The sequence below is a fragment of the Amycolatopsis sp. NPDC114503 genome (genome assembly GCF_055633655.1).
The window spans coordinates 1421829-1444877 of the sequence record NZ_JBVKDT010000001.1 but is presented as its reverse complement, the minus strand read 5'-3'; the positions used below and the strand labels follow the sequence as shown (position 1 = coordinate 1444877).

At 69.1% G+C, this 23049-nt stretch carries 23 protein-coding genes; 12 read left to right on the top strand and 11 right to left on the bottom strand.

From position 1 onward, the window contains the following. Nucleotides 1-72: 72 nt before the first annotated feature. Together ACZ7OI_RS07080 and ACZ7OI_RS07075 are read right to left on the bottom strand one after the other, a co-directional pair. Nucleotides 73-504: a MarR family winged helix-turn-helix transcriptional regulator gene (locus ACZ7OI_RS07080; RefSeq protein ID WP_037807762.1), complete on the bottom strand. Its 432-nt coding sequence runs from the start codon at nucleotides 502-504 to the stop codon at nucleotides 73-75. A 43-nt stretch (nucleotides 505-547) separates the two neighbouring features. Further along, nucleotides 548-2011 carry an NCS2 family permease gene (locus ACZ7OI_RS07075; protein WP_470263210.1) on the bottom strand — a complete coding sequence of 488 codons (1464 nt, stop codon included), beginning with the start codon at nucleotides 2009-2011 and terminating at the stop codon, nucleotides 548-550. An 83-nt stretch (nucleotides 2012-2094) separates the two neighbouring features. Between ACZ7OI_RS07075 and ACZ7OI_RS07070 the strand changes: the two genes are divergently transcribed. After that, the gene (locus ACZ7OI_RS07070; protein WP_470263457.1) at nucleotides 2095-2322 is read left to right on the top strand and encodes a DUF2530 domain-containing protein; all 228 of its coding nucleotides are present in this window, start codon (nucleotides 2095-2097) and stop codon (nucleotides 2320-2322) included. A gap of 42 nt (nucleotides 2323-2364) precedes the next feature. On the opposite strand, the gene ACZ7OI_RS07065 is transcribed toward ACZ7OI_RS07070, so the two are convergent. Both ACZ7OI_RS07065 and ACZ7OI_RS07060 read right to left on the bottom strand, forming a co-directional pair. Further along, nucleotides 2365-5157: a sacsin N-terminal ATP-binding-like domain-containing protein gene (locus ACZ7OI_RS07065; protein ID WP_470263209.1), complete on the bottom strand. Its 2793-nt coding sequence runs from the start codon at nucleotides 5155-5157 to the stop codon at nucleotides 2365-2367. Then, nucleotides 5154-6371 carry a DUF3027 domain-containing protein gene (locus tag ACZ7OI_RS07060; RefSeq protein WP_470263208.1) on the bottom strand — a complete coding sequence of 406 codons (1218 nt, stop codon included), beginning with the start codon at nucleotides 6369-6371 and terminating at the stop codon, nucleotides 5154-5156. Before ACZ7OI_RS07060 ends, ACZ7OI_RS07065 begins: the two co-directional genes overlap by 4 nt. Nucleotides 6372-6422: 51 nt before the next feature. Here ACZ7OI_RS07060 and ACZ7OI_RS07055 point away from each other — a divergent pair, with 51 nt between their 5' ends. Genes ACZ7OI_RS07055 through ACZ7OI_RS07045 form a run of 3 tightly spaced genes read left to right on the top strand, consistent with a single transcriptional unit; the run spans nucleotide 6423 to nucleotide 9730 of the window. Continuing rightward, complete coding sequence (locus ACZ7OI_RS07055; RefSeq protein ID WP_470263207.1) at nucleotides 6423-7196, top strand: glutaminyl-peptide cyclotransferase; 774 nt, start codon at nucleotides 6423-6425, stop codon at nucleotides 7194-7196. 38 nt (nucleotides 7197-7234) lie between these two features. Next, nucleotides 7235-9244: an MFS transporter gene (locus tag ACZ7OI_RS07050; protein ID WP_470263206.1), complete on the top strand. Its 2010-nt coding sequence runs from the start codon at nucleotides 7235-7237 to the stop codon at nucleotides 9242-9244. Nucleotides 9245-9253: 9 nt separating this feature from the next. After that, nucleotides 9254-9730 (top strand): DUF2771 family protein, encoded by a 477-nt coding sequence (locus ACZ7OI_RS07045; RefSeq protein WP_470263205.1) that lies wholly within the window; start codon nucleotides 9254-9256, stop codon nucleotides 9728-9730. A gap of 91 nt (nucleotides 9731-9821) precedes the next feature. Here the strand turns inward: ACZ7OI_RS07045 and ACZ7OI_RS07040 are convergent, their stop codons facing one another. Continuing rightward, nucleotides 9822-10208 (bottom strand): cold-shock protein, encoded by a 387-nt coding sequence (locus tag ACZ7OI_RS07040; protein WP_016337551.1) that lies wholly within the window; start codon nucleotides 10206-10208, stop codon nucleotides 9822-9824. A 130-nt stretch (nucleotides 10209-10338) separates the two neighbouring features. Between ACZ7OI_RS07040 and ACZ7OI_RS07035 the strand changes: the two genes are divergently transcribed. Further along, nucleotides 10339-10566, top strand: a complete 228-nt coding sequence (locus tag ACZ7OI_RS07035; protein ID WP_470263204.1) for a hypothetical protein — start codon at nucleotides 10339-10341, stop codon at nucleotides 10564-10566. 18 nt (nucleotides 10567-10584) lie between these two features. On the opposite strand, the gene ACZ7OI_RS07030 is transcribed toward ACZ7OI_RS07035, so the two are convergent. Beyond that, entirely contained in the window at nucleotides 10585-11205 is a 621-nt protein-coding gene (locus tag ACZ7OI_RS07030) for an HAD family hydrolase (protein WP_470263456.1), read from the bottom strand. A 108-nt stretch (nucleotides 11206-11313) separates the two neighbouring features. Between ACZ7OI_RS07030 and ACZ7OI_RS07025 the strand changes: the two genes are divergently transcribed. Both ACZ7OI_RS07025 and ACZ7OI_RS07020 read left to right on the top strand, forming a co-directional pair. Next, nucleotides 11314-11925 (top strand): TetR/AcrR family transcriptional regulator, encoded by a 612-nt coding sequence (locus ACZ7OI_RS07025; protein ID WP_470263203.1) that lies wholly within the window; start codon nucleotides 11314-11316, stop codon nucleotides 11923-11925. Further along, the gene (locus ACZ7OI_RS07020) at nucleotides 11922-12893 is read left to right on the top strand and encodes a R2-like ligand-binding oxidase (protein ID WP_470263202.1); all 972 of its coding nucleotides are present in this window, start codon (nucleotides 11922-11924) and stop codon (nucleotides 12891-12893) included. The genes ACZ7OI_RS07025 and ACZ7OI_RS07020 overlap by 4 nt, the downstream gene beginning before the upstream one ends. Before the next feature lie 43 nt (nucleotides 12894-12936). Here the strand turns inward: ACZ7OI_RS07020 and ACZ7OI_RS07015 are convergent, their stop codons facing one another. After that, nucleotides 12937-14595 (bottom strand): AMP-binding protein, encoded by a 1659-nt coding sequence (locus ACZ7OI_RS07015; RefSeq protein WP_470263201.1) that lies wholly within the window; start codon nucleotides 14593-14595, stop codon nucleotides 12937-12939. A 142-nt stretch (nucleotides 14596-14737) separates the two neighbouring features. Here ACZ7OI_RS07015 and ACZ7OI_RS07010 point away from each other — a divergent pair, with 142 nt between their 5' ends. From ACZ7OI_RS07010 to ACZ7OI_RS06995, 4 genes are all read left to right on the top strand, one after another. Next, the gene (locus ACZ7OI_RS07010) at nucleotides 14738-15496 is read left to right on the top strand and encodes an ESX secretion-associated protein EspG (RefSeq protein WP_470263200.1); all 759 of its coding nucleotides are present in this window, start codon (nucleotides 14738-14740) and stop codon (nucleotides 15494-15496) included. A gap of 57 nt (nucleotides 15497-15553) precedes the next feature. Further along, the gene (locus ACZ7OI_RS07005; protein WP_470263199.1) at nucleotides 15554-16300 is read left to right on the top strand and encodes a PhzF family phenazine biosynthesis protein; all 747 of its coding nucleotides are present in this window, start codon (nucleotides 15554-15556) and stop codon (nucleotides 16298-16300) included. After that, nucleotides 16300-16671: a YccF domain-containing protein gene (locus tag ACZ7OI_RS07000; RefSeq protein WP_470263198.1), complete on the top strand. Its 372-nt coding sequence runs from the start codon at nucleotides 16300-16302 to the stop codon at nucleotides 16669-16671. The genes ACZ7OI_RS07005 and ACZ7OI_RS07000 overlap by 1 nt, the downstream gene beginning before the upstream one ends. Before the next feature lie 133 nt (nucleotides 16672-16804). Beyond that, nucleotides 16805-17368 (top strand): dihydrofolate reductase family protein, encoded by a 564-nt coding sequence (locus ACZ7OI_RS06995; protein WP_470263197.1) that lies wholly within the window; start codon nucleotides 16805-16807, stop codon nucleotides 17366-17368. Here the strand turns inward: ACZ7OI_RS06995 and ACZ7OI_RS06990 are convergent. Beyond that, nucleotides 17365-18159 carry a metallophosphoesterase gene (locus tag ACZ7OI_RS06990; protein WP_470263196.1) on the bottom strand — a complete coding sequence of 265 codons (795 nt, stop codon included), beginning with the start codon at nucleotides 18157-18159 and terminating at the stop codon, nucleotides 17365-17367. The two genes, ACZ7OI_RS06995 and ACZ7OI_RS06990, sit on opposite strands and share 4 nt — an antisense overlap. Before the next feature lie 37 nt (nucleotides 18160-18196). After that, a complete protein-coding gene (locus ACZ7OI_RS06985) occupies nucleotides 18197-18991 on the bottom strand; it encodes an HAD-IIA family hydrolase (protein ID WP_470232349.1) in 795 nt (264 codons plus the stop codon). Nucleotides 18992-19184: 193 nt separating this feature from the next. On the opposite strand from ACZ7OI_RS06985, the gene ACZ7OI_RS06980 reads away from it, so the two are divergent. After that, the gene (locus ACZ7OI_RS06980; RefSeq protein ID WP_470263195.1) at nucleotides 19185-20963 is read left to right on the top strand and encodes a multicopper oxidase domain-containing protein; all 1779 of its coding nucleotides are present in this window, start codon (nucleotides 19185-19187) and stop codon (nucleotides 20961-20963) included. Nucleotides 20964-21170: 207 nt separating this feature from the next. Here ACZ7OI_RS06980 and ACZ7OI_RS06975 read toward each other — a convergent pair whose 3' ends face one another. Both ACZ7OI_RS06975 and ACZ7OI_RS06970 read right to left on the bottom strand, forming a co-directional pair. Then, entirely contained in the window at nucleotides 21171-22250 is a 1080-nt protein-coding gene (locus ACZ7OI_RS06975) for a sulfate/molybdate ABC transporter ATP-binding protein (protein WP_470263194.1), read from the bottom strand. Next, nucleotides 22247-23014, bottom strand: coding sequence for an ABC transporter permease (locus ACZ7OI_RS06970; protein ID WP_470263455.1), 768 nt, complete (start codon nucleotides 23012-23014; stop codon nucleotides 22247-22249). Before ACZ7OI_RS06970 ends, ACZ7OI_RS06975 begins: the two co-directional genes overlap by 4 nt. Between the last annotated feature and the right edge of the window lie 35 nt (nucleotides 23015-23049).

Sequence of the window (23049 nt, the reverse complement as noted above, 5' to 3'; positions counted from 1 at the left end):
GCGGTGCCGTGTCCCGGGTAGCAGTGGACTGGGCCGGACATCCTGTTTCGCTACCCGTGGTGGTCACCTGTGCTAGTTCCCCGCCATCCTGTCGATGATCTCCGCGGCTCGGGAGAGCACCTCGAGCTCTTCCTCGCCGAGTTCGGCCAATTGCCGGTCCAGCCACGCCTCCCGCACCGAGATGGCCTTGCGCACGAACGTGAGCCCGTCGTCGGACAGCTCGACGATGGCCTGGCGGCCGTCGGTCGGGTGCGGCCTGCGCTCGACGAACCCCATCTCCTCGAGCGCGGCGATGACCCTCGTCATCGAGGGCGGCTGGACGCCTTCCTTCGCGGCGAGCTGACCTGGGGTCAGCGGGCCGCATTTGTGCAGGGTGGACAACGCAGCGATCTGCGTGAGCGACACGTCGTCAGCCACCCGCTGTGCCCGGAGACGGCGGTTGAGCCGCACCACCGCGAGACGCAAGCGGCTCGCCAAGGAACGCTCGTGCGGGTCGCCGGACATATAGTTAGCATACCTCACGACTTGCGCCCGGTGGTTACGCCGGTCAGCTGAGCGCGGCCTCGATCGGGCCGACGGCGAAGTACGCGATGAACGCCACCGCGATCACCCACATGAGCGGGTGGACCTTCTTGGCCTTGCCGGTGACCGCCTGGATCACGACGTAGCTGACGAATCCGGCGCCGATGCCGTTGGCGATCGAGTAGGTGAACGGCATGACGACGATGGTCAGGAACGCGGGCAGCGCGATCTTGAAATCGGTGAAGTCGATGTCGCGGACCTGCGCCATCATCAGCGCGCCGACCACGACCAGCGCCGGGGCGGCCGCCTCGACCGGAACCACCTGATACAGCGGGGTCAGGAACATCGCGGCGATGAACAGCAGGCCGGTCACGACGTTCGCCAGCCCGGTCCGCGCACCCTCCGCGATGCCGGACGCGGATTCCACGAAGACCGTGTTCGAGCTGGCCGAGCCGAACCCGCCGGCCGCGCCCGCGAGGCCCTCGACGAACAGCGCCTTGCCGACGTTCGGCAGCTGGCCGTCCTTGCCGACCAGTCCCGCTTCCTTGCCGAGGCCGGTCATCGTGCCCATGGCGTCGAAGAAGTCCGCGAGCACGAGGGTGAAGACCAGCAGCACCACGGTGATGATCGGCAGCCGGGTCCACGCGCCGAACGACACGTCGCCGACCAGCGACAGGTCCGGGAGTCCGATGACCTTGCTCGGCAGCGCCGGGTAGCCGAGGTTCCAGCCCTTCGGGTCGGTGCCGTTCGACGGCCCGGCCTTCACGATCGCCTCGACCACGATCGCGAGCACGGTCGAGCCGAGCACGCCGATCAGGATCGCGCCCTTGACCTTCTTGGCCACGAGCACCGCGGTCAGCAGCAGCCCGACCACGAACACCGCGGTCGGCCACGACGCGATGGAACCACCGATGCCGAGCCCGACCGGCACGGTGGTGTGCGCGTCGTCCGGCAGCCGGCGCACGAACCCGGCGTCGACCAGGCCGATCAAGCAGATGAAAAGCCCGATGCCGACCGCGATCGCCGATTTGAGCGCGAGCGGCACGGCGCGGAACACCGCCGTGCGGAAGCCGGTGAGCACGAGCAGGACGATGATCACGCCCTCGATGACCACCAAGCCCATCGCCTCCGGCCAGCTCATCTGCGGCGCGATGGTGACCGCGAGCAGGCTGTTGATGCCGAGCCCGGTGGCGATGCCGAACGGATAGTTCGCGACGAGCCCCATCAGGATCGTCAGCACGCCGGCGACCAGCGCGGTCACCGCCGCGACCTGCGGCACCGGGAGGATGTGGCCGAGCACGTCCTTGTGCGCGGACGGGGTGTCCGCCGCGAAACTGCCGATGATCAGCGGGTTGAGGACCACGATGTAGGCCATCGTCACGAACGTGACCACGCCGCCGCGGATCTCCCGCCCGGCGCTCGACCCGCGTTCGCTGATCCGGAAGAAGCGGTCCAGAGTGGACCCGGCCCGTTCGCGCTGCTCCGCCATTTCCCCGCCTGTCTCGCTGTTTCCGTCCGGGTAAGCTCTGGTCCGTGGACGAACCGACCAGTGCCCCGGACGCTCCGGCCGCCTTGCGGCACACGCCGGACCTGCCGAAGCGGCTCACCGACCTGACGCCGGTGGTGATCGTAGGTACTGCGCTCTGGCTTGTCGCGCTCGTGGTGCTCTTCTTCACGAGCGGGGGCGTGTGGGTGTGGACTTGTGCCGCGGGGATCGCGCTCGGGTTTATCGGGTTCGGGATTATTTTCTGGCAGCGCGCGGCGGCTCGGCGCGGGTCCAAGTCGGCGCAGCGGCTCTGACGTTTCCGCCGCTTTTCACTGGTGTCGCGGGCTTTGCGGCGGTCAGTTCAGCAGGGTGCGCGGCGCGGGGTCTTCCAGCAGCGCGGTGATGCGGTAGCGCTCGCCCCAGTGGTCGCTCGCCCAGGCGAAGGCGCGCGCCAGCCCCTCGGACGTGTCGGCCGCGTGCAGCCGGTCGTCGGACCACCACGGCACCTCGGCCGCTTCGCCGTCGACCGTCACGGTAAGCGGATCGTGCAGCAGCACGCCGCCGTCCGGCAGCGGGATGCCGAGCTGATCCGCGGCGAGCGCGAGGGCAGGCAGGTCGGCCCACGCGACGTACTCGCCGGTGCTGTCGACCTCGGCCTTGAGACTGCTCGCGACCGGGACGTCGAGCAGTTCCGCCAACCGCTCCGGCTCGACCGGCGCGACCAGGATCCTCGCCGGTTCGAGTGCCGCCGCGACCCAAGGCACGTCCAGCACCACGGCTTCCTCGACGACGCTCCCGTCCGCCGCACGGACTCGCGCGGGCGCGTCCACGTCGGAGATGTCTATCGGCGCGGCCACCAACGCCGCGTGCGCACGAGCGACTAGCCCCGACGTCGGAGTGCGTCGCGGATCGCCGAGCCTTTCGAGCAGATCGGTGACGTCTTCCGCGGTCTCCAGATCCAGCCCCGTCCGGACGCCGACCGCGCGGAGCAGGTCGTCGCTCAGGCCGAGGTCCGGCACCGGGTCGTACAGCCCCGCCAGCGCGGTCGCCGAAGCGAGCCGCCACGCGCCAGGCGCTTCCCCGGCCAGCAAGGAGTACCGGGCGAGCCACCAGCCCGCGTGGCCGTCCGGGCTGTGCAGCGCCTGCCACGTTTCCGGACGCGCCGCGATCAGCCGGAGCGCGTCCGGCCAAGCGTCGTCCGCGACGAGGTCGAGGTCTCGAATGGACACCACCGTGGTTGGCGGTTGCTCGAACGAATCCCACCACTGCTCTTCGTCCGGCAGATGATGATCGGGTTCGTGCGGCTCCTCGTCCAGCACGACCGCGAACGAGTCGAGCACCCTCGCCGCGACGAGGATCTCGGCAGGCCAGTCCTCCGCGAATTCCTCGTCCAGCACGGAAAGCGCGCCGCCGGGCTCGAACACCTCGGGGTCGATCACTTCCAGCAACGGCGACGTCGGCAGCACCAGCTCGTCCGCACGCCGCCAGCCGTCCTCCGAGGGCAGCGCCAGCGCGCCGATCCACGCTGGCGCCTGGTTCCCGCAATCCGCGACCAGCCGGAGTACCGCACCGGCGAGGTTCATCCCGTCCAAACCGGACTGAACGTCGGTGACACTGTGCTCCACCGCGTACTGCAGCTGCTCCGCTTCGAGCAGTTGCCGCGCGTCAGCGTGCTTGGCCCCCAACAGTTCCAGCAATTGGTGCGCCGCGCCCGGATGCACCAGCCGGAGCCCCGGAACGTCCACATCGGATAGAAGTTCCCGAAGTTCGCTGCTGCCGTCGACCAGCAGCGCGCCCTTGACACCCGGCAACGTCCGCCCGTCCGACAACGGAACCGGCAGCCCGTCCAGCTGATTCGCACTGAGCGCATGGCTCTCGACCGCGACCGCCAGTGCGGCGTACAGCTTCTGCCACCAGTCGGGCTCGCGGTCGATGCCAGTCAGGACTTCAAGAACGTCGCCGATGTTGAGAATGTTCGCGGACACCGGTTTGAGCAGTCGCGGATTCGCCTGCACCAGACCGGGAATGACGTCCTTGAGCAACGGAGCCAGCCCGTCGACGTCGAGCACCCGAGCCTGCTGTCCGGAGACTTCCTGACCGTCCACTGTGGCCAGCCAGGGTTTCCGCGCAAGCTCGGCGTACACCAGCTCCTTCAGCTTCGCGTCCACAGTGGACTGCGGAAACCCCGCCGCGGGAACCAGTTCTGGTCGATGCTCCGCCGTTACCGCCCGAACCAGCTCGACGTACTCACTCGCCGCCTTCTCCAACGCCCGAGTGAGCTCTTCCCCGGGAAGCACCCGCCGCCGCGACGGCTCCAGCGGCACCTCCGCGATCAACCGAGCCGGGAGCGAAAGCCCTTCGTCGGTCGGAGTAGGCGCGTGCAGCAAATCGTCCTCAAGCGGTTGCGGCACTCCATCGGCGTCGACCGGCACCGCCCAGACCCCGTGCTTCAGCCAACGCTTATGCCCGCTCGGCGAAGCGATCTCGACGATGCCCTCGCCGCTCCGAGTCCACTTGCGACCGTCCACTTCGGCCTCGGCGAGCCACGGTAGCGCCAGCAAGAGATCCTCGATCTCGTTCGCCAGCCCGTCGAGCAGCCCTTCCCCGGACTCCCTGAGCGGCAACCGCACTTCGGTGGCAAACCCGTCGGTCGGCTGCTCCGCGACGGGAAACGGAAGCCGCAACACCGGAACGTCGCCGTCCCGCCCGGATTCCTCGCGCGTGCGCTGCGCGGAAAACGCGACCCCGCCGGAGACAGAGACGACTCGAGGCTCGTCGGTGACAGTGAGAACGGCCGCGAACCCGACCCCGAACCGCCCGACGGTTCCCTTCTTGGCCGACGCCCGCAACGACGCCAGCGATTCGACCCCCCGGATGTCCAACGGAGCGCCGGTATTCGCGAACCGCAACTCACCGTCCACAACGGACACCCGAATCCGCCCCGGCTCCCCGGCGATCTGTGCGGCGTCGGCGGCGTTCTGCGCCAGCTCGACGAACAACCGATCGCGGTAGGCGCCGACGCGGAGGTCGCGCTCGGAGTTGGTGTCCTCGATGAAGCGGGTGGGCGAGTCGCGCCAGGCGCTCAGCACTGCTTCCCGCAGACGGACTGTCCCGAAAGGATCAGCCGCTCCCCCAGCGACTTCGCTCACCGGAGGACATCGCTCCCGTCGGTGTCGTCAGTGTCGGTGCCGTGCTGCGCGGAGGTCTCGCCAGGGGCTTCTCCCTGCGCGCCATCGGCCGTCTCTGCCGCAACTGGCGTGACCGACTCGACGACAACGTCAGCCGCAGTACCCGCCACCGAAGCCTCGCCGACGCCCGCGCCCTCGACCGGCTCGGCAGCCGCGCTCTCCACCGGCTCGACCTCGGCCGGAGTCTCCGCCGCTTCCGCCGCGACCGGCTCAACCGCGTCCGCAGCCTCAACCGCGTCCGAAGCGTCCGAAACCTCGGCCACCTCCGCCGCAGCCTCCTCGACAGCCACTTCCGCAGCCGCCTCCGGCTCCACCGCCGCGACCGCGGCGGTCTCCTCAGCCGCGGCAGCCGCCGCCTCTTCCACCACCGCCGGGTCCGCCGCCGCGCTCGGCTCGGCAACAGTCCCCCGAGGCTCCGGGACCGGCGTGAAGTCGATCAGCGAATCGTCGTAAACCAGCTCCGCGACCGGGACCGAGGAAGTGACCTCGACCCGCACCTCCGAGTGCGCCCCGCACCCGTAGGCCACGTCCACCACATGCCCGTCCGCAGGCGCGATGTCGTTCGTGCACGCACCGAACGAGCCGCGCAGCGAACCCGCCAGCGGCACGAAGAAACCACAGGTCCCGCAGGTCGCGGGCGCGCTACGGGCCATGTCCGAGCGCGGGCCGAACTCGCCGCTGTGCCAGCGGGCGGCCGCGTCCAGCCTGCCGTAGCGCGAGAGGACCTGCACCCGGCCGAGGCCGACCTCGTGCGCAGCTTCCTCGACGGCCGGGTCGTCCGACTGGAGGTACGCGGGCGAGAGGCGCGGGTCGTCCTTGTCCGCGGGGAACAGGTCGCCGACGCCGAGGTCGCCGGCGCGCACGCGCTGCTCCCACGGCACCCAAGCGGGCGCGACCAAGGCCTCCGGGCCCGGCTGCAGCACCAGCTCGCTCACCGTGACCGGCTCGTCCGGTCCGGCCACCGCGACGGTGACCGACCAGCGCCAGCCGCGGTATCCGGGCACTGTCGCTTCGAAGAGGTGGCTCGCGGAGACCGCGTCCTCGCGCTCCACCCCGACGTGCTCGCCGACCTGTTCAGCGGGGGCTTCCGCCAGCACGGCCTCCCGCGCGACCGCCACGGCGTCCGCGAGCTTCCGGTGGAGAGAGCCGTCGTCCAGGGTCAACAGCAGCGTCATACCCCCAATTGTGCCGCACGCATCCGCGCCGCCCGTGCCAGGCTGTTGTCCGTGCGAACCCGGATCGTCTGGCCCCTGGTGGCCGCTGCCCTGCTCGGCGGATGCGCGGGCACTCAAGCCACGCCCGCCCAGCCCGAACGGCTCACTGTTCAGGTGCTCGGAACGCTGCCGCACGACTCGACTGCCTTCACCGAAGGGCTCGAGTACTCCGGCAGCACGCTGTACGAAAGTCGCGGCCTCGAAGGGCAGTCCTCGCTCACCGCCGGCCCGGCCGGTGGAACTCCAGCCAAACAGGTGACGGTGCCGTCGCCGCTGTTCGCCGAGGGCATCACCGTGCTCGGGCCGAAGCTGTGGCAGCTGACTTGGCGCGACGGAATCGCCATCGAGCGCGACTCCCAGACGCTGGCCGAGCTGCGGCGCGTTCACTACGACGGCGAGGGGTGGGGTCTCTGCCACCAGCCCAACGGGCGGCTGGTGATGAGCAATGGGTCCTCGCAGCTCACGTTCCGTGATCCGCAAACGTTTGCGGTCACCGGTTCCGTCGACGTCGGCCAGGATCAGCTGAACGAACTGGAGTGCGTCGGCGACACCGTCTACGCGAATGTCTGGCAGACGGGCACCATTCTGCGTATCGACGCCGCCACCGGACGGATCACCGCGAAGATCGACGCCAGCCGGCTCCGCACGCCGACCCGGCCCGGCGAGGACGTGCTCAACGGCATCGCCGCGATCCCCGGCACCGACCAATTCCTCCTCACCGGGAAGCTGTGGCCGTCGTCGTTCCGCGTGAAGTTCGTCCCCGAAAATCAGCGAACTGGCACGTGAGCGGGCGGCGCGGGACCTCGATGAGGCAGGATTGAACCGTGGCACTCTTCAGCTCGCGCTCCGGTTCCGACAGCCCCCTCGGCGGGCAGTCGGGCAAAGGCCGTGGGAAGAAGAAGCGCCGCTGGACTCCCGAGCCCGGCGCGGCGCAGGCCCGGTCGTGGCGCGACACCCCGCCGACCCGGGTCGATCAGGCCGTTGACCAGCGCGTTCGCCAGGATCCGCCGGCGTACGCGCCGGAACCGCCGAGGGCCCGGCCGGAGCGCATTCCACCCGAACCGCCCCGCGGCCGACCGGCCGAACCGCGGACCGAGCACGTCGATCAGCGTCCTCCGCGCGCTTACCCCGGACGGCCGGAGCCGCGCAGCTCGTTCTACGACGACGCGCCGCCGTTCCAGCCGAACGCCGAGGAAGCGCCCACCGGCGCGGTCCCGATGGGACACCGTCCGCCGCCACCGCCCCCGCGCGGTGCCCGGCCGTACCCGCCTCGCGAGCACCGCACCGAGCCCGTCCACCCGCGGCCGTACGACGACCGTCCCGGCAGCGCCGGTTACGAGCACTACGACACCGGCGGTTACGCGGGCGAGCCCCGCGTCGAGGACGAGCAAGACGAGGCCTTCAACACCACCGCGGTCCCCGGCGCTGGCTCGGTCCCAAAGCTGCCGAAGAAGCTCACCGTCACGCGGGTCGCCGCGCTGCGCAGCCGTCAGCTGAGCGGGCGGGCCGTCGGCGCGTTCCAGCGCGCCACCAAGGCGGACGGCGCGGACAAGTCCGGTCTCACCTCGCTGATGTACGCGGTGATGCTGAACTACGCCAGCGACGCGGCGATGGCGATCGCGCTGGCCAACACGCTGTTCTTCGCCGCGACCAGCGGCGAGAGCAAGGGCAAGGTCGCGCTCTACCTGCTGATCACGATCGCACCGTTCGCGCTCGTCGCGCCGGTGATCGGGCCGGCGCTGGACCGGATCCAGCGCGGCCGCCGGCTCGCGATGTGCGTCTCGTCGGTCGGGCAGGGCCTGATGGCCGTGGTGATGGCGCTGCACTTCGACGACTGGCTGCTGTACCCGGCGGCGCTCGGGATGATGGTGCTCTCGAAGTCGTTCACCGTGCTGAAGGCGGCGGTCACGCCTCGCGTGGTACCGCCGGAGATCACGCTGTCGAAGACCAACGCGCGGATCACCGTGTTCGGCCTGATCGCGGGCGGCGCGTTCGGTGCGCTGGCCAGCGGCGTGAGCGGGCTCACCAACTCCTCCGGCGCGCTGTGGTTCACCGCCGCGATCTGCGTGGCCGCGGCCGTGCAGTCGATGCGGATCCCGTCGTGGGTCGAGGTGACCGAGGGCGAGGTCCCGACGTCGCTGTCCGCGCGGCCGGAGCCGAAGCAGAAGCGGCAGCGCCAGCCGATGGGACGGCACATCGTCGTTGCCTTGTGGGGCAACGGTTCCGTCCGCGTGCTGACCGGGTTCCTGATGATGTTCGCCGCCTTCGCGGTGAAGGCGCAGACCGAGCACGCCGGGCACAGTCCGTTCGTACAGCTGCTGTTGCTGGGCATCATCGGCGGCGCGGCCGGTGTCGGCGGATTCGTCGGCAACGCGCTGGGTTCGCGGCTGCACTTCGGTGCGGCGGACCAGGTGATCGTGGCCTGTGTGGCGGCGTGTGTGGTGACGACGTTGGTCGCGACGCTCCTGCCCGGCCTCGCCACGGCGGCGATCGTCGGCCTCATCGGCGCGACGGCCAGCGCGCTGGCGAAGATCAGTCTCGACGCGGTGATCCAGGAGGATCTGCCGGAACAGTCGCGTGCGTCCGCGTTCGGGCGTTCGGAGACGGTGCTGCAGCTGTCGTGGTGCTTCGGCGGCGCGGTCGGGCTGCTGCTGCCGCCGACGTACTGGATCGGCTTCCTGGTCGTGACGCTCCTGCTGGCAGTCGGCCTGACGCAGACTTTCCTGGTGCAGCGCGGCGGTTCGCTCCTGCCCGGACTCGGCGGCAATCGCCCATTGCGCCCAGAGCCGACCGGCAGCTTCCCCGCCCCGGGGCCGGCGCGAGGCCGCCGGTAATCTCGGGCCATGCGACGTTCCCGGGTGGTGGCCGTGCTCGCGGCCGGTGGTTTCGCGGTGGCCGGCTGTTCCGCGCCGGGCCCGGCCGAGGTGACTTTCTACGCCGACGGGCACACGATCACCGCCGCCCCGATCGGCAACTGCGACATCAAATCCGGCGTCTGCGCGGCGAACCCCGGCGCGACGGGCAAGCTCAAGGTGCGGCCGGGCCGTTCGGTGCAGATCTCGGTGCCGAAGGAAATCGCCGAGACGCCGTGGAAAGTCACCGTGCAGTACGTGAACAGCAAGGGCGAGCCGCAGCCGCTCAAGGAGGAGATCATCACCTCCCGCGACCGCTACGCCTACACCGCGACCCCGCCCGCGAAGGACGACCAGATCGTGGTGGTCGAAATCGCGCAGGCCTCGGTGATCAGCCGCACCGGCGACCCGAACGACGCGGAAGCCGTCACGACGGCGCTGTGGTCCCTGCAGGTCCAGCCGGCCTGAGCCAGCGAAAAGCAGTGAAGGGCTCCGCATCGGGATCAGATTCCCGCGCGGAGCCCTTCACCGTTTCAAGCGATTACACCCGGGCTGCCGATCACGGGTCGAGGTCGCGCGCGACCGCGCGCATGATCTCCGCGATCTGCTTGGTGTTCTTGCGATCCGGGTACCGGTTGCGCCGCAGATCCGGCTGGACCTTGAGCTCCAGCAGCTTGATCATGTCCTCGATGAGGCCGTGCAGCTCCTCAGCGGGACGGCGGCGCGCCTCGGCGACCGACGGCGGCGGGTCCAGCAGCCGGACGGAGAGCGCCTGGGGCCCGCGCCTGCCGTCGGCCACGCCGAACTCGAGCCGCTGTCCGGCTTTCAGGCCCTCGACGCCCTGCGGCAGCGCGGCCTTGCGGATGTAGACGTCGGCACCGCCGTCTTGAGTGACGAAGCCGAACCCCTTCTCCGCGTCGTACCACTTGACCTTGCCGGTCGGCACTTCCCTCACCAGTCCTTCTGCTGTGCAGGTCACGACGAACGCGCCCCGAGCGATCTCGAGGCGCGCGTCCGACAAGCGTATCTCGCCACAGGCGCTGGGGAGAAGCGGATAGTCCCGTTACTCTCACCCCATGGAGAACGCAGCCAAGCAGACCGGCAAACCGATCCTCATGCGGCTCGGCATCGGCCTGTTCGCCATCGGCATGCTCGCGGTGGCGACGGTGTTCGTGATGTTCGCCCTCGGACTCGAGAACCTGCCGGTGTGGCTCAGCGCGGCCGCCGGGGTGATCACCCCGCTCGGCCTGCTGCTCGGGCTGATCGCCCTTGTCCAGGAAGCCCGCGCCGGGAAGCACGGCTGACCTGGGCTTGCCCCCGGATCAGACCACCGTCCCCGCGAACGTCCTGGCGAACCACTCCGGGAATTCGACCAGGGAATCGAACACCACGTCCGCGCCTTCGGCGGCGAGTTCCTCCCGGGTGCACGGCCCGGTCGCCACGCCCACCGACACCGCGTTGGCCGCTCGCGCGCCCCGCACGTCGCCGAGGTGGTCGCCGACGTACGCTCGCGCCCCGTGTTCCAGCAGGGCTGCTGCCTTCTGCGTGGACCACAGCTCGCCCACCAGGTCGTCGACCTTCATTCCCAGCGCGTCGAGGTGCATCTGCGCGTTGGGCGCGTACTTGCCGGTGACCACGACCGTGCGCCCGCCCGCCGCCCGGACCGCTTCCAGCGCCTCGGCCGCGCCCGGCAGCGCGACCGTGCTCGGCACGACCGTCTCCGGGTACAGCTCGCGGAACTGCCAGATCAGCTCGGGAATCCGGTCCTCCGGCGCGCCGAACTCGCGCAGCGCCTGATCGAGCGGCGGGCCGAGGTTCGCCGCGAACGCCTCTCCGTCGAACGGCAGGCCGGACTTCTTGCCCAGCGCGTTCATCGCCGCGACCATGCCCGGCCGCGGGTCGATCAATGTCATGTCGAGGTCGAACCCCACCGTGATGCCCACGTCCCACACGGTAGCCGTCCGCACCGACAGTTCCGGCGGACTGCTGTACACGTGCACCATCCAGGTAAACCTTCTTGACACAGATTCTTCCTGTGTCAAGCTGACACTGTGACCAGCTTCACCGAGCGGACCAAGGCGACGCTTCGCGAGACGCTGCTGGACGCGGCCGCGGACCTGCTCCCCGACCGCGGCCATCAGGGCCTCCGAATGGCCGACGTCGCAGCGAAAGCCGGGGTCAGCAGGCAGACGGTCTACAACGAGTTCGGCAGCAAGGCGGCGCTCACGCAGGCCGTCGCGCTGCGCGTCGCGGCGGAATTCCTCGACGGCATCCGCTGCCGGTTCGAGGACGCGGAGAGTTTGCTCACGGGCATCCGCGGCGCGGTCGTCTACACGATCGAACACGCCAGGGAGAACCGGCTGATCGCGGCGGCGCTCGGCACCGAGGCAGGCGAGGATCTGCTTCCCCTGCTGACCTCGCGCGGCGAGCCGATCCTCACCGCGGCGGCCGAACTCGCGACCCAGCAGTACCTCGAGCTCGAACCCCGGCTCACGCCGGAAGCCGCCGCGCTGCTTGCCGAAACGGTGGTCCGGCTGTCGCTGAGCCACCTGGTGCTGCCGACGCATTCCGCGTCCGAGGCCGCCGAGTCGGTCCTCGCGGTGCTCGCCCCCGCCATCGACCAATTCGTCCACAATGGAGTGAAACGAGAGGGCCAGTCATGACCGAGACGCTTCCGGAGCTGCGCAGCGGATTCTCGTCCCTGCGCAAGGGCGGGCTGAACTGGGACTCGTTCCCGTTGCGGCTGTTCGTCAAGGGCAACAAGAAGTTCTGGAACCCGGCGGACCTCGATTTCAGCCAGGAACGCGCGGGCTGGGAAAGCCTGACGCCCGAACAGCAGCGTTCCACCACCTACCTCGTGGCGCAGTTCATCGCGGGCGAGGAGGCGGTGACCGAGGACATCCAGCCGTTCATGCGCGCGATGTCGTCGACCGGCCGGTTCGGCGACGAGATGTACCTGACGCAGTTCTGTTTCGAGGAGGCCAAGCACGTCGAGGTCTTCCGGCGCTGGATGGACGCCGTCGGGCTGGACGAAGACCTGCACTCCTACGTCGCGGAAAACCCGCACTACCGCAAGCTTTTCTACGAGGAGCTGCCGCAGTCGCTGCGCGCGCTGGAGGACGATCCCAGTCCGCTCAACCAGATTCGCGCGAGCGTGACGTACAACCACGTGATCGAAGGAAGCCTCGCGCTCACCGGGTATTACTCGTGGCAGCTGATCTGCACGCAGAACCAGATCCTGCCGGGAATGCAGGAATTGGTGCGCCGCATCGGCGACGACGAACGCCGGCACATGGCGTGGGGCACTTTCACCTGCCGCCGGCACGTCGCCGCGGACGACGCGATGTGGGACGCCGTTCAGGAACGCATGGGCGAACTGCTGCCGCACGCGCTCGGCATGATCCAGTGGGTGCAGGACCAGTTCGAGGAAGTCCCGTTCGACAACGATCCCGAAGAATTGATCCAGTACGCCGCCGACCGCGCCCAGCGCCGCCTCGGCGCGATCGAATCCGCGCGGGGCACGCCGGTCGAGCAGATCGACCTCGACTACTCGCCCGAACAGCTCGAAGAAACCTTCGGCGAGGAAGACGAAAAAGCACTCGCCGAGGCCGCTGCGGCCGCCTCCGCCTGACGCAAACCGGCGGCCGTCCACATCGGACGGCCGCCGGTTTGGCTCACGCGTGCTTCTGCGCCGCCGCCTGCTCCAGCCCGAGCAGAGTCACCGACTGCTGGCGCATTTCGACCTTGCGCACCTTTCCGGTCACCGTCATCGGGAATTCCTCGACCACGTGGATGTAGCGCGGGATCTTGTAATGCGCCAGTTTGCCCTGGCAGAACTCGCGGACCGCTTCCGTGGTCAGGGGCTGCGCACCCTCGCGCATCCGGATCCAGGCCATCAATTCCTCGCCGTACTTGACGTCCGGCACGCCGATCACCTGCGCGTCCAGCACATCCGGATGCGTGTAAAGGAATTCCTCGATCTCGCGCGGGTAGATGTTCTCGCCGCCGCGGATCACCATGTCCTTGATCCGGCCGGTGATGTTGACATACCCCTCGTCGTCCATGATCGCGAGGTCGCCGGTGTGCATCCAGCGCGCGGCGTCGATCGCCTCGGCGGTCTTTTCCGGTTCCTCCCAATAGCCGAGCATCACCGAATAGCCGCGGGTGCACAGTTCGCCCGGAGTGCCGCGCGGCACGGTCAGCCCGGTTTCCGGATCGACCACTTTGGACTCCAGATGCGGGCCGACCCGGCCCACGGTGGACACCCGGCGCTCCACCGAATCGTCGGCGCGGGTCTGCGTGGACACCGGCGACGTCTCGGTCATGCCGTAGCAAATGGACACTTCGGTCATCCCCATCCGGTCGATGACCTGCTTCATCACCTCGACCGGACAAGGCGATCCGGCCATGATGCCGGTGCGCAGCGAGCCGAGGTCGAACGTCTCGAACTCCGGGTGGTTCAGTTCGGCGATGAACATCGTCGGCACGCCGTAAAGCGACGTGCAGCGTTCGGCGGCGACCGCGGCGAGCGTGGCCTTCGGGTCGAACGCCGGGGCCGGGATGACCATGCACGAACCGTGGCTGGTGCACGCGAGATTGCCCATCACCATGCCGAAGCAGTGGTAGAAGGGCACCGGGATGCACACCCGGTCCTCCTCGGTGTAATTGCACAGCTCGCCGACGAAATAGCCGTTGTTGAGGATGTTGTGGTGGCTGAGCGTCGCGCCCTTGGGGAAGCCGGTGGTGCCGCTCGTGTACTGGATGTTGATCGGATCGTCCGCCGACAGCGCGGCCTGCAGCTGCGCGAGCCGCGCCGGGTCGCCGCCGCGGCCGGAATCCATCAGCGAGGTCCAGGAGTCGGTGCCGAGCAAGACGACCGCTTCGACGCCGGGGCAGTTCGGCCGGACCTCCTCGATCATCGCGGCGTAGTCGGAGGTCTTGAACTTGTCCGCCGCCACGAGCATCCGGATGCCCGCCTGGTTGAGCACGTACTGCAGTTCGTGCGAGCGGTAGGCCGGGTTGATGTTGACCAGGATCGCGCCGATTTTCGCCGTCGCGTATTGGAGGAACGTCCATTCCGCCCGGTTCGGCGACCAGATGCCGACCCGGTCGCCCTTGCCGATCCCGGACGCGAGCAGCCCGTGCGCGAGGGTGTCGACCTCGGCGGCGAGTTCGCGGTAGGTCCAGCGGGCGCCTGCTTCGCGGTCGACGAGCGCGTCCCGGTCGCCGAACGCGGCCACGGTGCGGTCGAAATTGTCCCCGATCGTGTCGCCGAGCAGGGGGACGTCGGAGGTCCCGGAGGCGTAACTCGGCAGTGCAGGCGCGTCAGGCATGGGTGCCTCCCGTGGCGGTCTTCGTCGACGAGCATGAGTTTAAGCTCGATTTCGGACCTTTCCGCCACCCTCGTTATGGGGTGCGCTCGCACGAGCGGCTGATCGTCGTGCGCGTTCCGCTACCCTCGGTGCGGGTTGTTTCGTGCACGAGGGGACTGGGACGTTGCCAGAGGAATTCTCCCTGGGCTGGACCGAGACCGACGTGGCGGTGCGGCGCACCGGGCTGCCCGCGTCGTGGCATCCGTTCGAGATCCGCAGCGCGGGCGCGACGATGACCGAGCACAACCGGCTGGCCGAGCAGGCGTGGAACGCGCTGCGGAGCCGGGGCCTCGCCGACGCGGAGAAACTCGACCGGGACGTCGAAGCGACCCTGCGCGCCTGGACGAGGCCGGACGTGCTGATCATCGTGCGCGCGGCCGAACTGCCGTCCGACACGGTGTTGTATCGCGCGTGCATCGGCGAGGGTCTCGGCGTCTTCTCGGAGCAGGTCGACGACGGGCTTCGCTTCCGGCAGGTCCGGCCGGAGCGGCTGGTGGATCTGGTGCTGAGCATGTTCCCGCCGTATCCGGCGCTGCCCGTTTCGCCGGTGGCGATCACCCAAGCCCCGCCGCCGAAACGCAACGCACCGGCGCCGGCTCCCTCGCGCCAGGATCGCGACGCGCTGGCGGGGTACTCGCAGTGGCCGTTGCACCGGCACGGAACCGTCGAACTTTCGCTGCGGCCAGGACAAGGCACGCTGCGCCCGATCTCGACGGCGACGTTCGTGGACACCGAAGGCGGGCGGTACCTGACGTTCTCGGAACCGTTGCCCGACGGCGGCTTCCGGCTGCGTTTCACGCCTTCGACGGGCACACACCTGCGGAAATGGCTGCTGGAGACCATCGAAGAGGGCGTGCGCTGAGAATTCAGGGCTAATCCCCGATGCCTTGCCCCCGCGCGGCACGGCAGTATCGGATCCATGCAATTCCACCTAGTCGACGCCTTCACCGACCAGGCCTTCGCCGGCAACCCGGCAGGCGTCGTCGTGCTCGAACAACCCGCGGACGCAACGTGGATGCAGCAGGTCGCGGCGGAGATGAAGCACTCCGAGACCGCCTTCGTCGTCAACACCGGCGAGGGAGCGAAATCGCTCCGCTGGTTCACGCCGACCGACGAGGTCTCGCTCTGCGGACACGCCACCGTCGCCGTCACGCATGTCCTTGGCGGACACCAGGTTTACGACACTCTCAGCGGCCAGCTGACCTGCACCAAGGCTGACGGCTGGATCGAGATGGACTTCCCCGCCGACCCGCCCGTCGAGACCGGCGAAGACCTCTCCCACATCCTCGGCCTGCCGGCGAAGTTCACCGGACGGGCTCGCGAGAACCTTTTCGTGGTGCTCGAAAGCGCCGAAGCGGTCCAGAACGCACAGCCGGACCTCGACGCCCTCCGCGCCACCTGGACCGGACGGCTCATCATCACCGCGGCGGGCGACGACTTCGTCAGCCGGTTCTTCGGCCCCGGCGTAGGCGTCGACGAGGATCCCGTCACCGGTTCCGCGCACTGCTCGCTGGCCCCGTACTGGGCCGGGCAGCTGGGCAAAACCGCTCTCGTCGGACAGCAGATCTCCGCCCGAGGAGGAACCGTGCGCACCGAAGTCCGCGACGACCGCGTGCTGCTGCGCGGCCAGGCCGTCACCGTAGCGAGCGGGGAGTTGTACGTCTGATGCGACTGATTCTCAACGTGATCTGGCTCGTCCTCGCCGGTTTCTGGATGGCGCTGGGCTACCTGCTGGCCGGAGTCATCTGCTGCGTCCTGATCGTCACGATCCCGTTCGGCATCGCGTCGTTCCGGATCGCTAACTACGCGCTGTGGCCGTTCGGCCGCACGGTGGTCGACCGGCGCGAGGCCGGGGTCGGCTCGTTCGTGGGCAACGTGATCTGGTTCCTGGTCGCCGGGCTGTGGCTCAGCATCGGCCACCTGATCACCGGGGCGCTGCAGTGCATCACGATCATCGGCATCCCGCTGGGACTGGCCAACTTCAAGATGATCCCGATCTCGCTGATGCCGCTGGGCAAGGAGATCGTGGACTCCTGATCCCGGCTTCCGCTTGACGCCCACGGGGTGAACCGGGTCGCGACCTGGTTCACCCCGAGCGCTGCCGCGGCACATCCAACCGAAAAATAATTTTGTCTTGACAACTCAAACCATCGGCAGCAGGCTAGGCCGCATGACAAACGCGAAGCGCAAGCTGGTCCTGGGTTTCTACGTCTCGCTCGACGGCAAGAGCGCCGACGCCGACAACGGCATCCGGGACGTCATGATGTCGATCGACGACCCTGAGCAGGAGAGATACTTCGTCGACCAGCTCTGGGAAGCCGGGGCCTTCCTCATGGGCCGCACCACTTACGAGGCCATGGCGGGCTTCTGGCCCACCTCCGACCACCCGTCCGCCAAGGCGATGAACGAGATCCCCAAGGTCGTGTTCTCCAGAACCCTCGCCAAGGCCGACTGGTCCGAGACCCGGATCGCCGGCGGCGACCTCGCCGAGGAGATCGCCAAGCTCAAGGCCGAGCCCGGCAAGGATCTCGTCGCCGCGGGCGGCACCGAATTCCTGCACTCGCTGATCAAGCTCGGCGTGGTCGACGAGTACCGGCTGTGGGTGCTCCCCGCCGTCACCGGCAAGGGCGCGGCGCTATTCCCCGAACTGGACGAGGCCCGGCGGCTGCGACTGGTGAAGAGCACAGCCTTCCCGTCCGGGATTCTCGAACTGCGGTACGCCCCGGCGGACTAATCCTCCGGTTCGAAGGGCAGCTTCACCACGAGGCACGGCCCGCCGACGAACAGCCCGCCGTCGATGCCCAGCGCTTTTCCGCCGGCGTAGAGGTACGGGCCCTCGATCTGCGTCGGGTGAATGCCCAGCTGGTCGGCGATCACGCTGTGCCCGTGGACGATCCGCGAGCCGCCCAGTGCGTCGAGGAGCCGGTCCGCGTTCTCCTCGCCGTCCGGGCCGCGGAAGGCGTACCGGGTGGTCATCCGGCGCCACACGTCCCACCAGGCCTCGATGTTGCTGCCGGAGAGGATGTCGCGCGCGGTGGCGTTGATCGTCTCGAGGTCCTCGCCCCAGTCGAGGTACTCGAGGGTGTCCGAGTGCAGCAGCAGATGGTCCTCGTCGACCGCCACGAGCGGGCGCTCGGAGAGCCATTCGATGTGCTCGGGGGTGAGCCGGTCCTGGTCCGACAGCAGGCCGCCGTTGATCTCCCAGCTGCGCGCGAAACTGCGCGGCCCGAAGTCGGACGGCACCGGGCGGTCGCCGAAGTGGTACATCCCGAGCAGCAGGATCTCGTGGTTGCCGAGCAGCATCTGCACCGAACCGCCCGCGGCCTCCGCCTGCTCCTGCAGTTCGCGCACGAGATCGATCACCCCGACGCCGTCCGGGCCGCGGTCGGTGAAGTCGCCGAGGAACCACAACCGGTCGTCGACGCCAGCCCACTTGCCGTCGCTGTCGACCAGGCCCTCGGCGCGCAGTGCGTCAACCAGGGCGTCCCGGTGCCCGTGGACGTCGCCCACCACATAGACGCTCATCGTTCGACGATATGCCCTGATCCCGGGCGGTGGGCGGTCAGCCTTCGCCGAACGGGTCGAGCGTTCGCCCGATCAGGTCGGCGACCGAGCCGATCACCTTCGTCGGCCGGTACGGGTAGTTCTCCACCGATTCCTCGTTCGAGATGCCGGTGAGCACCAGGATGGTCTGCAGCCCGGCCTCGATCCCGGAGTGCACGTCGGTGTCCATCCGGTCGCCGATCATGAGCGTCGACTCCGAATGCGCGCCCAGCCGGCGCAGCGCCGAGCGCATCATCAGCGGGTTCGGCTTGCCGACGTAATACGGCGAGCGGCCGGTGGCCTTCTCGATCAGCGCCGCGACGGACCCGGTGGCGGGCATCGAGCCCTCGACGCTCGGGCCGGTCGCGTCCGGGTTGGTCGCGATGAACTTCGCGCCGCCCTCGATCAGCCGGATCGCGCGCGTGATCGCGCTGAAGCTGTACGTGCGGGTCTCGCCGAGCACGACGTAGTCCGGGTCGCGTTCGGTCAGCACGTAGCCGACCTCGTGCAGCGCCGTGGTGAGCCCGGCCTCGCCGATCACGAACGCCGAGCCGTTCGGCCGCTGCGACGCGAGGAACTTCGCGGTGGCCAGCGCCGAGGTCCAGATGGACTCTTCCGGAATGTCCAATCCGGTGCGCAACAACCGCGCGCGCAAGTCGCGCGGGGTGTAGATCGAGTTATTGGTGAGCACTAAAAAGTCGATATCGTTGTTCCGCAGTTCGGCGAGGAACTCGTCCGCTCCCGGGACCAGATGTTCCTCCTTGACCAGCACACCGTCCATGTCGGAGAGATACGTCCACCGGCCTTCGCTCATGCGCGAAAACCTATCACGCGCGCGAGGCACCTGCGGCATACGACGAAAACAGCTACAGTGGAATTGCCGGGCAACGCGAGGGGAGTCGCGCTCCCGGTCACCGAGGGGGTTCGGGGGAATCTTTTCAGCAAGCACCGGTGTAATCGCCGTTGCGCAATTCTTCCTGCCCCTCGTCTTGAAGGGGGGAAAGCACATGACCGAAATCGCCGAACGTCCGGCGGTCACGGGGCCGATCACCGGTCCTACCTGGGGGTTGACCAAGTTCCTCGACCCGTTGCCAGTGCCCCCGGTGCTGCGGCCGCCGTGGTGGGGACAGGACATGATCACCATTCCGATGGTGGCGAAACAGCAGCAGCTGCATTCGCAATTGCCGCCGACGACATTGTGGACTTATGCGGGGCATTTCCCGGGTCCGACAATCGAAGTGCGCAGCGGCAAACAGCTGCGGATTTCGTGGTCCAACGAAATAGAAGGCAAGTTCCCGTTGGTCGCCGTGCGGGGTCCGGTGGCCGACGGGCCGACCAGCCGCCCCGGCCGCGAGCTCGACCGGCCCGGCTACTCGATCGTCGACGGCGTCGCGGACCTGCCCGCCTGGGCCGTCGTCCACCTGCACGGGGCCCGGACCAACGCGGGCAACGACGGCTGGGCGCACAACGCCGGCCTGCGGGGCACCTCGCAGCTCGCCGAGTACCAGAACCGGCAGCAGGCCATGCCGCTCTGGTACCACGACCACGCCATGGCGATCACCCGCTTCAACGTCCACACGGGCCTGGCCGGCATGTACCTGATCCGCGACGACGAGGAGGACGGACTCGACCTGCCGCGCGGCGATCGCGAGCTCCCGCTCATCCTGACCGACCGCAACCTCGACGTCGACCCGGCGACCGGCCAGCTCACCGGGCAGCTGCTGTACAAGTTCCCGTACGTGCCGAACGGGCCGATGATCCCGTTCACCGGCCCGTTCACTCTGGTCAACGGCGTGATCTGGCCGCACCTCGACGTTTCCGCGCGGTGGTACCGCTTCCGGCTGCTCAACTCGGCCAACTCGCGGTTCTTCACGCTGAACCTGGTCGACGAGAACAACGTGCCGCACAACGACGCCGTCCGCCTCATCGGCACCGACGGCGGGTTGCTGCCCGCGCCCGCGCCGCTGCCGTCCGGCGGGCTGACCGTCGCGCCCGCCGAGCGCTTCGACGTGCTGATCGACTTCAGCCGCTTCAAGGGGCAGAAAGTCAAGCTGCGCAACGCCGATCCGCGCCTCGACGGGGTCGAACCGGACGTCATGGAGTTCCGGGTGGACAGCCGACCGAAGCACGATTCGTTCGAACTGCCCGAAAAGCTCTCGACGTCCTACGTCCGGATCAAGCACGGTTCGACGCTGCCGGAGGACCACCACCACGTCTGGGTCGCGCTGCTGCTCAACGCGGACGGGCATCCGGAGATGTGGGACCTCGAACAGGTCGACGCCGATCCGGGCGGCAAGGGGATCATCCAGATCAAGGACCCGGCGGGCGGGCTCAAGACGTTCCGGATGATCGGGCGGATCTTCGACGACACCACCGGCATCTTCATCGACCACGACAAGTGGGCGGTGTGGAACATCGTGCACGTCGCCGGCAGCACGCCCGCGCATCCGTTCCACATTCACCTGACCGAATTCCAGGCGCTCTTCCGACGCGGCTTCACCACGACGTTCGACCCGGCTTCGGAACGCACCACCACGCCGATCGACGGGTTCGCCGACGTCCCGCTGGAGAAGTACGAGGAGGGCTGGAAGGACACGATCATCGTGGAACCCGGCCAGTGGGTGAGCGTCGCCGGCCAGTTCGGCGGCGGCACCGGCGAGTTCATGTACCACTGCCACATCCTCGACCACGAGGACGAGGGAATGATGCGGCCGTTCGTCGTGCACCCGCCCGAGGTGGCGAAGTTCCACGTCCACCCGGGCGGCGGCCACCACCACGGCGGCTGAGCCGGGAGCCGAGCGCACGTGGGGGGTGCTCGGCTCAGGAGGCCGCGGCCGGGTCGGTCGCGGCCTCCACCGACAGGCCCGGCACTGCGGACGTCCGTGAAGGACTCCTTGAGGGAATCTGGTTCCCTCAAGGAGTCCTTCACGGACCTCTGTCCGAGCAGGGCCGCACCCAACGGCTGCGGAGAAACCTCATGGGGACGGCGAAGGTCAGGAGGCCGCGGCCGGGTGCACCGCCACGGTCGCGGCCTTCACCGACAGCGTCACCGCCGAGCCGGGCTCCAGCGCGAGTTCGGCGACCGCGGCCGGGGTGAGGTCGGCGGTCAGGCCGTGTGCCCAGCCGTCGCCCTCAGTCCGGACGCGGATGACCGGTCCGTGCGGTTCCAGCGCCCCGACGAGAGCGTCGGTCGTATTGCGCGGGCTGCCGTGGTGCTCGCCGTCGTGCGGATAGACCGCGACGGCGTTCGGCTCGAACACCGCGACCGCCGCCTCGCCGACCACGGTGTCCGGCGTCAGCAAACCCGTCACCACCTCGCCTGAGGGCGTGCGCAATCCTTCCGCCACCGCCACTCCGGACACCAGGTTCAGCCCGGCGATCCGCGCGGTGAAAGGCGTTCTCGGCGCGGCGAGCACCTCCCGCGTCGGCCCGCGTTCCACGATCCGGCCGCCGTTCATCACCGCCACGTGGTCGGCCAAGGCCAGCGCGTCCAGCGGATCGTGCGTGACCAGCACGGTGGTCGGACCGTCGCGCAACACCCGGCGCAGCAGACCGCGGATCGCCGGCGCCGAGTCCACGTCGAGGGCGGCGAACGGCTCGTCCAGCAACAGCAAGTCCGGCGCGGACGCCAGCGCTCGCGCGATCGCCACCCGCTGCTGCTGCCCGCCGGACAGCTGGCTCGGCCGCCGGCTCGCGAACTCCGCCGCGTCCACTTCGGACAGCCATCGCCAGGCGAGCGACCGCGCCTCCGCCCGGCCGGTACCGGTCGAGCGCGGCGAGAACGCGACGTTGTCCACTGCGGACAGATGCGGGAACAGCAGTGCGTCCTGGGACAGCAGGCCGATCCGCCGTTCGTGCGGCGGCAGGTCGACCCCGTCCCCGGCCAGCCGCCGGTCGGCGAGCGTGACGTCGGCCGAGGTCACCGGCAGCAGACCGGCGAGGCTGCCGAGCACGGTGGACTTCCCGGAGCCGTTGGGTCCGAGCAGCGCGAGCACGGAACCGCCGGGCACGGTGAACTCGACGTCGAGCGAGAACTCGCCGCGGGTCAGCGCCAGCTTCGCGGAAAGGGTCACCGCAGCCCGCCTTCCCACGACCGCGGCCGCGCGACCGCGATGACCAGGACCGCGACCACGATGAGCAGCAACGCGAGCGCGACCGCGCTGTCGATGTCCACTTCGGCCTGCGTGTAGACCTCGAGCGGCAGCGTCCGGGTGACACCTTCCAGACTGCCCGCGAACGTGATGGTCGCGCCGAACTCCCCGAGCGCGCGGGCGAAGCTCAGCACCACGCCGGAGCCCAGCGCCGGGAGCAGCAACGGCAGCGTCACCCGGCGGAACACCGTCCACGGGCGCGCGCCGAGCGTCGAGGCGACCTGTTCGTAGCGGTCGCCGGAGCCGCGCAGCGCGCCCTCCAGGCTGACGACGAGGAACGGCATCGCCACGAACGTCTGCGCGATCACCACCGCGGCCGTCGTGAACGGCACCTGCTCGCCGATCAGCCAGTTGATCACGATGCCGAGGAAACCCTTGCGGCCCAGCAGATACAGCAGGGCAAGGCCGCCGACGACCGGCGGCAGCACGAGCGGCAGCAGCACGATCGACCGCAGCATCCGCACGCCCGGCACCCGGGAGCGGGCCAGCACGATCGCCAGCGGGACGCCGAGCAGCACACAGGCCACTGTGGACAGTGCGGCGGTCACCAGCGACAGCCGGAGCGCGTTCAGCGAAGAGGACGTGACCAGCAGCGACGGCAGCCGGGCGAGATCGGACCGCACCAGCAGGCCGACGACCGGCAGCACCACGAGCGCGAGCGCGGCGACCGCCGGGAACCAGAGGATCAGGGGCACCCGGGCGTGCGGCGGCCGGGTCTCGG

Excerpts from the sequence above, each read along its gene's own strand:
- ACZ7OI_RS06995 (WP_470263197.1), top strand. The coding sequence starts at position 16,805 with ATGACAAACGCGAAGCGCAAGCTGGTCCTGGGTTTCTACGTCTCGCTC.
- ACZ7OI_RS07035 (WP_470263204.1), top strand. The coding sequence starts at position 10,339 with ATGGAGAACGCAGCCAAGCAGACCGGCAAACCGATCCTCATGCGGCTC.
- ACZ7OI_RS07000 (WP_470263198.1), top strand. The coding sequence starts at position 16,300 with ATGCGACTGATTCTCAACGTGATCTGGCTCGTCCTCGCCGGTTTCTGG.
- ACZ7OI_RS06985 (WP_470232349.1), bottom strand. The coding sequence starts at position 18,991 with ATGAGCGAAGGCCGGTGGACGTATCTCTCCGACATGGACGGTGTGCTG.
- ACZ7OI_RS07075 (WP_470263210.1), bottom strand. The coding sequence starts at position 2,011 with ATGGCGGAGCAGCGCGAACGGGCCGGGTCCACTCTGGACCGCTTCTTC.
- ACZ7OI_RS07045 (WP_470263205.1), top strand. The coding sequence starts at position 9,254 with ATGCGACGTTCCCGGGTGGTGGCCGTGCTCGCGGCCGGTGGTTTCGCG.
- ACZ7OI_RS07020 (WP_470263202.1), top strand. The coding sequence starts at position 11,922 with ATGACCGAGACGCTTCCGGAGCTGCGCAGCGGATTCTCGTCCCTGCGC.
- ACZ7OI_RS06990 (WP_470263196.1), bottom strand. The coding sequence starts at position 18,159 with ATGAGCGTCTATGTGGTGGGCGACGTCCACGGGCACCGGGACGCCCTG.
- ACZ7OI_RS06980 (WP_470263195.1), top strand. The coding sequence starts at position 19,185 with ATGACCGAAATCGCCGAACGTCCGGCGGTCACGGGGCCGATCACCGGT.
- ACZ7OI_RS07080 (WP_037807762.1), bottom strand. The coding sequence starts at position 504 with ATGTCCGGCGACCCGCACGAGCGTTCCTTGGCGAGCCGCTTGCGTCTC.
- ACZ7OI_RS07015 (WP_470263201.1), bottom strand. The coding sequence starts at position 14,595 with ATGCCTGACGCGCCTGCACTGCCGAGTTACGCCTCCGGGACCTCCGAC.
- ACZ7OI_RS07005 (WP_470263199.1), top strand. The coding sequence starts at position 15,554 with ATGCAATTCCACCTAGTCGACGCCTTCACCGACCAGGCCTTCGCCGGC.
- ACZ7OI_RS07060 (WP_470263208.1), bottom strand. The coding sequence starts at position 6,371 with ATGACGCTGCTGTTGACCCTGGACGACGGCTCTCTCCACCGGAAGCTC.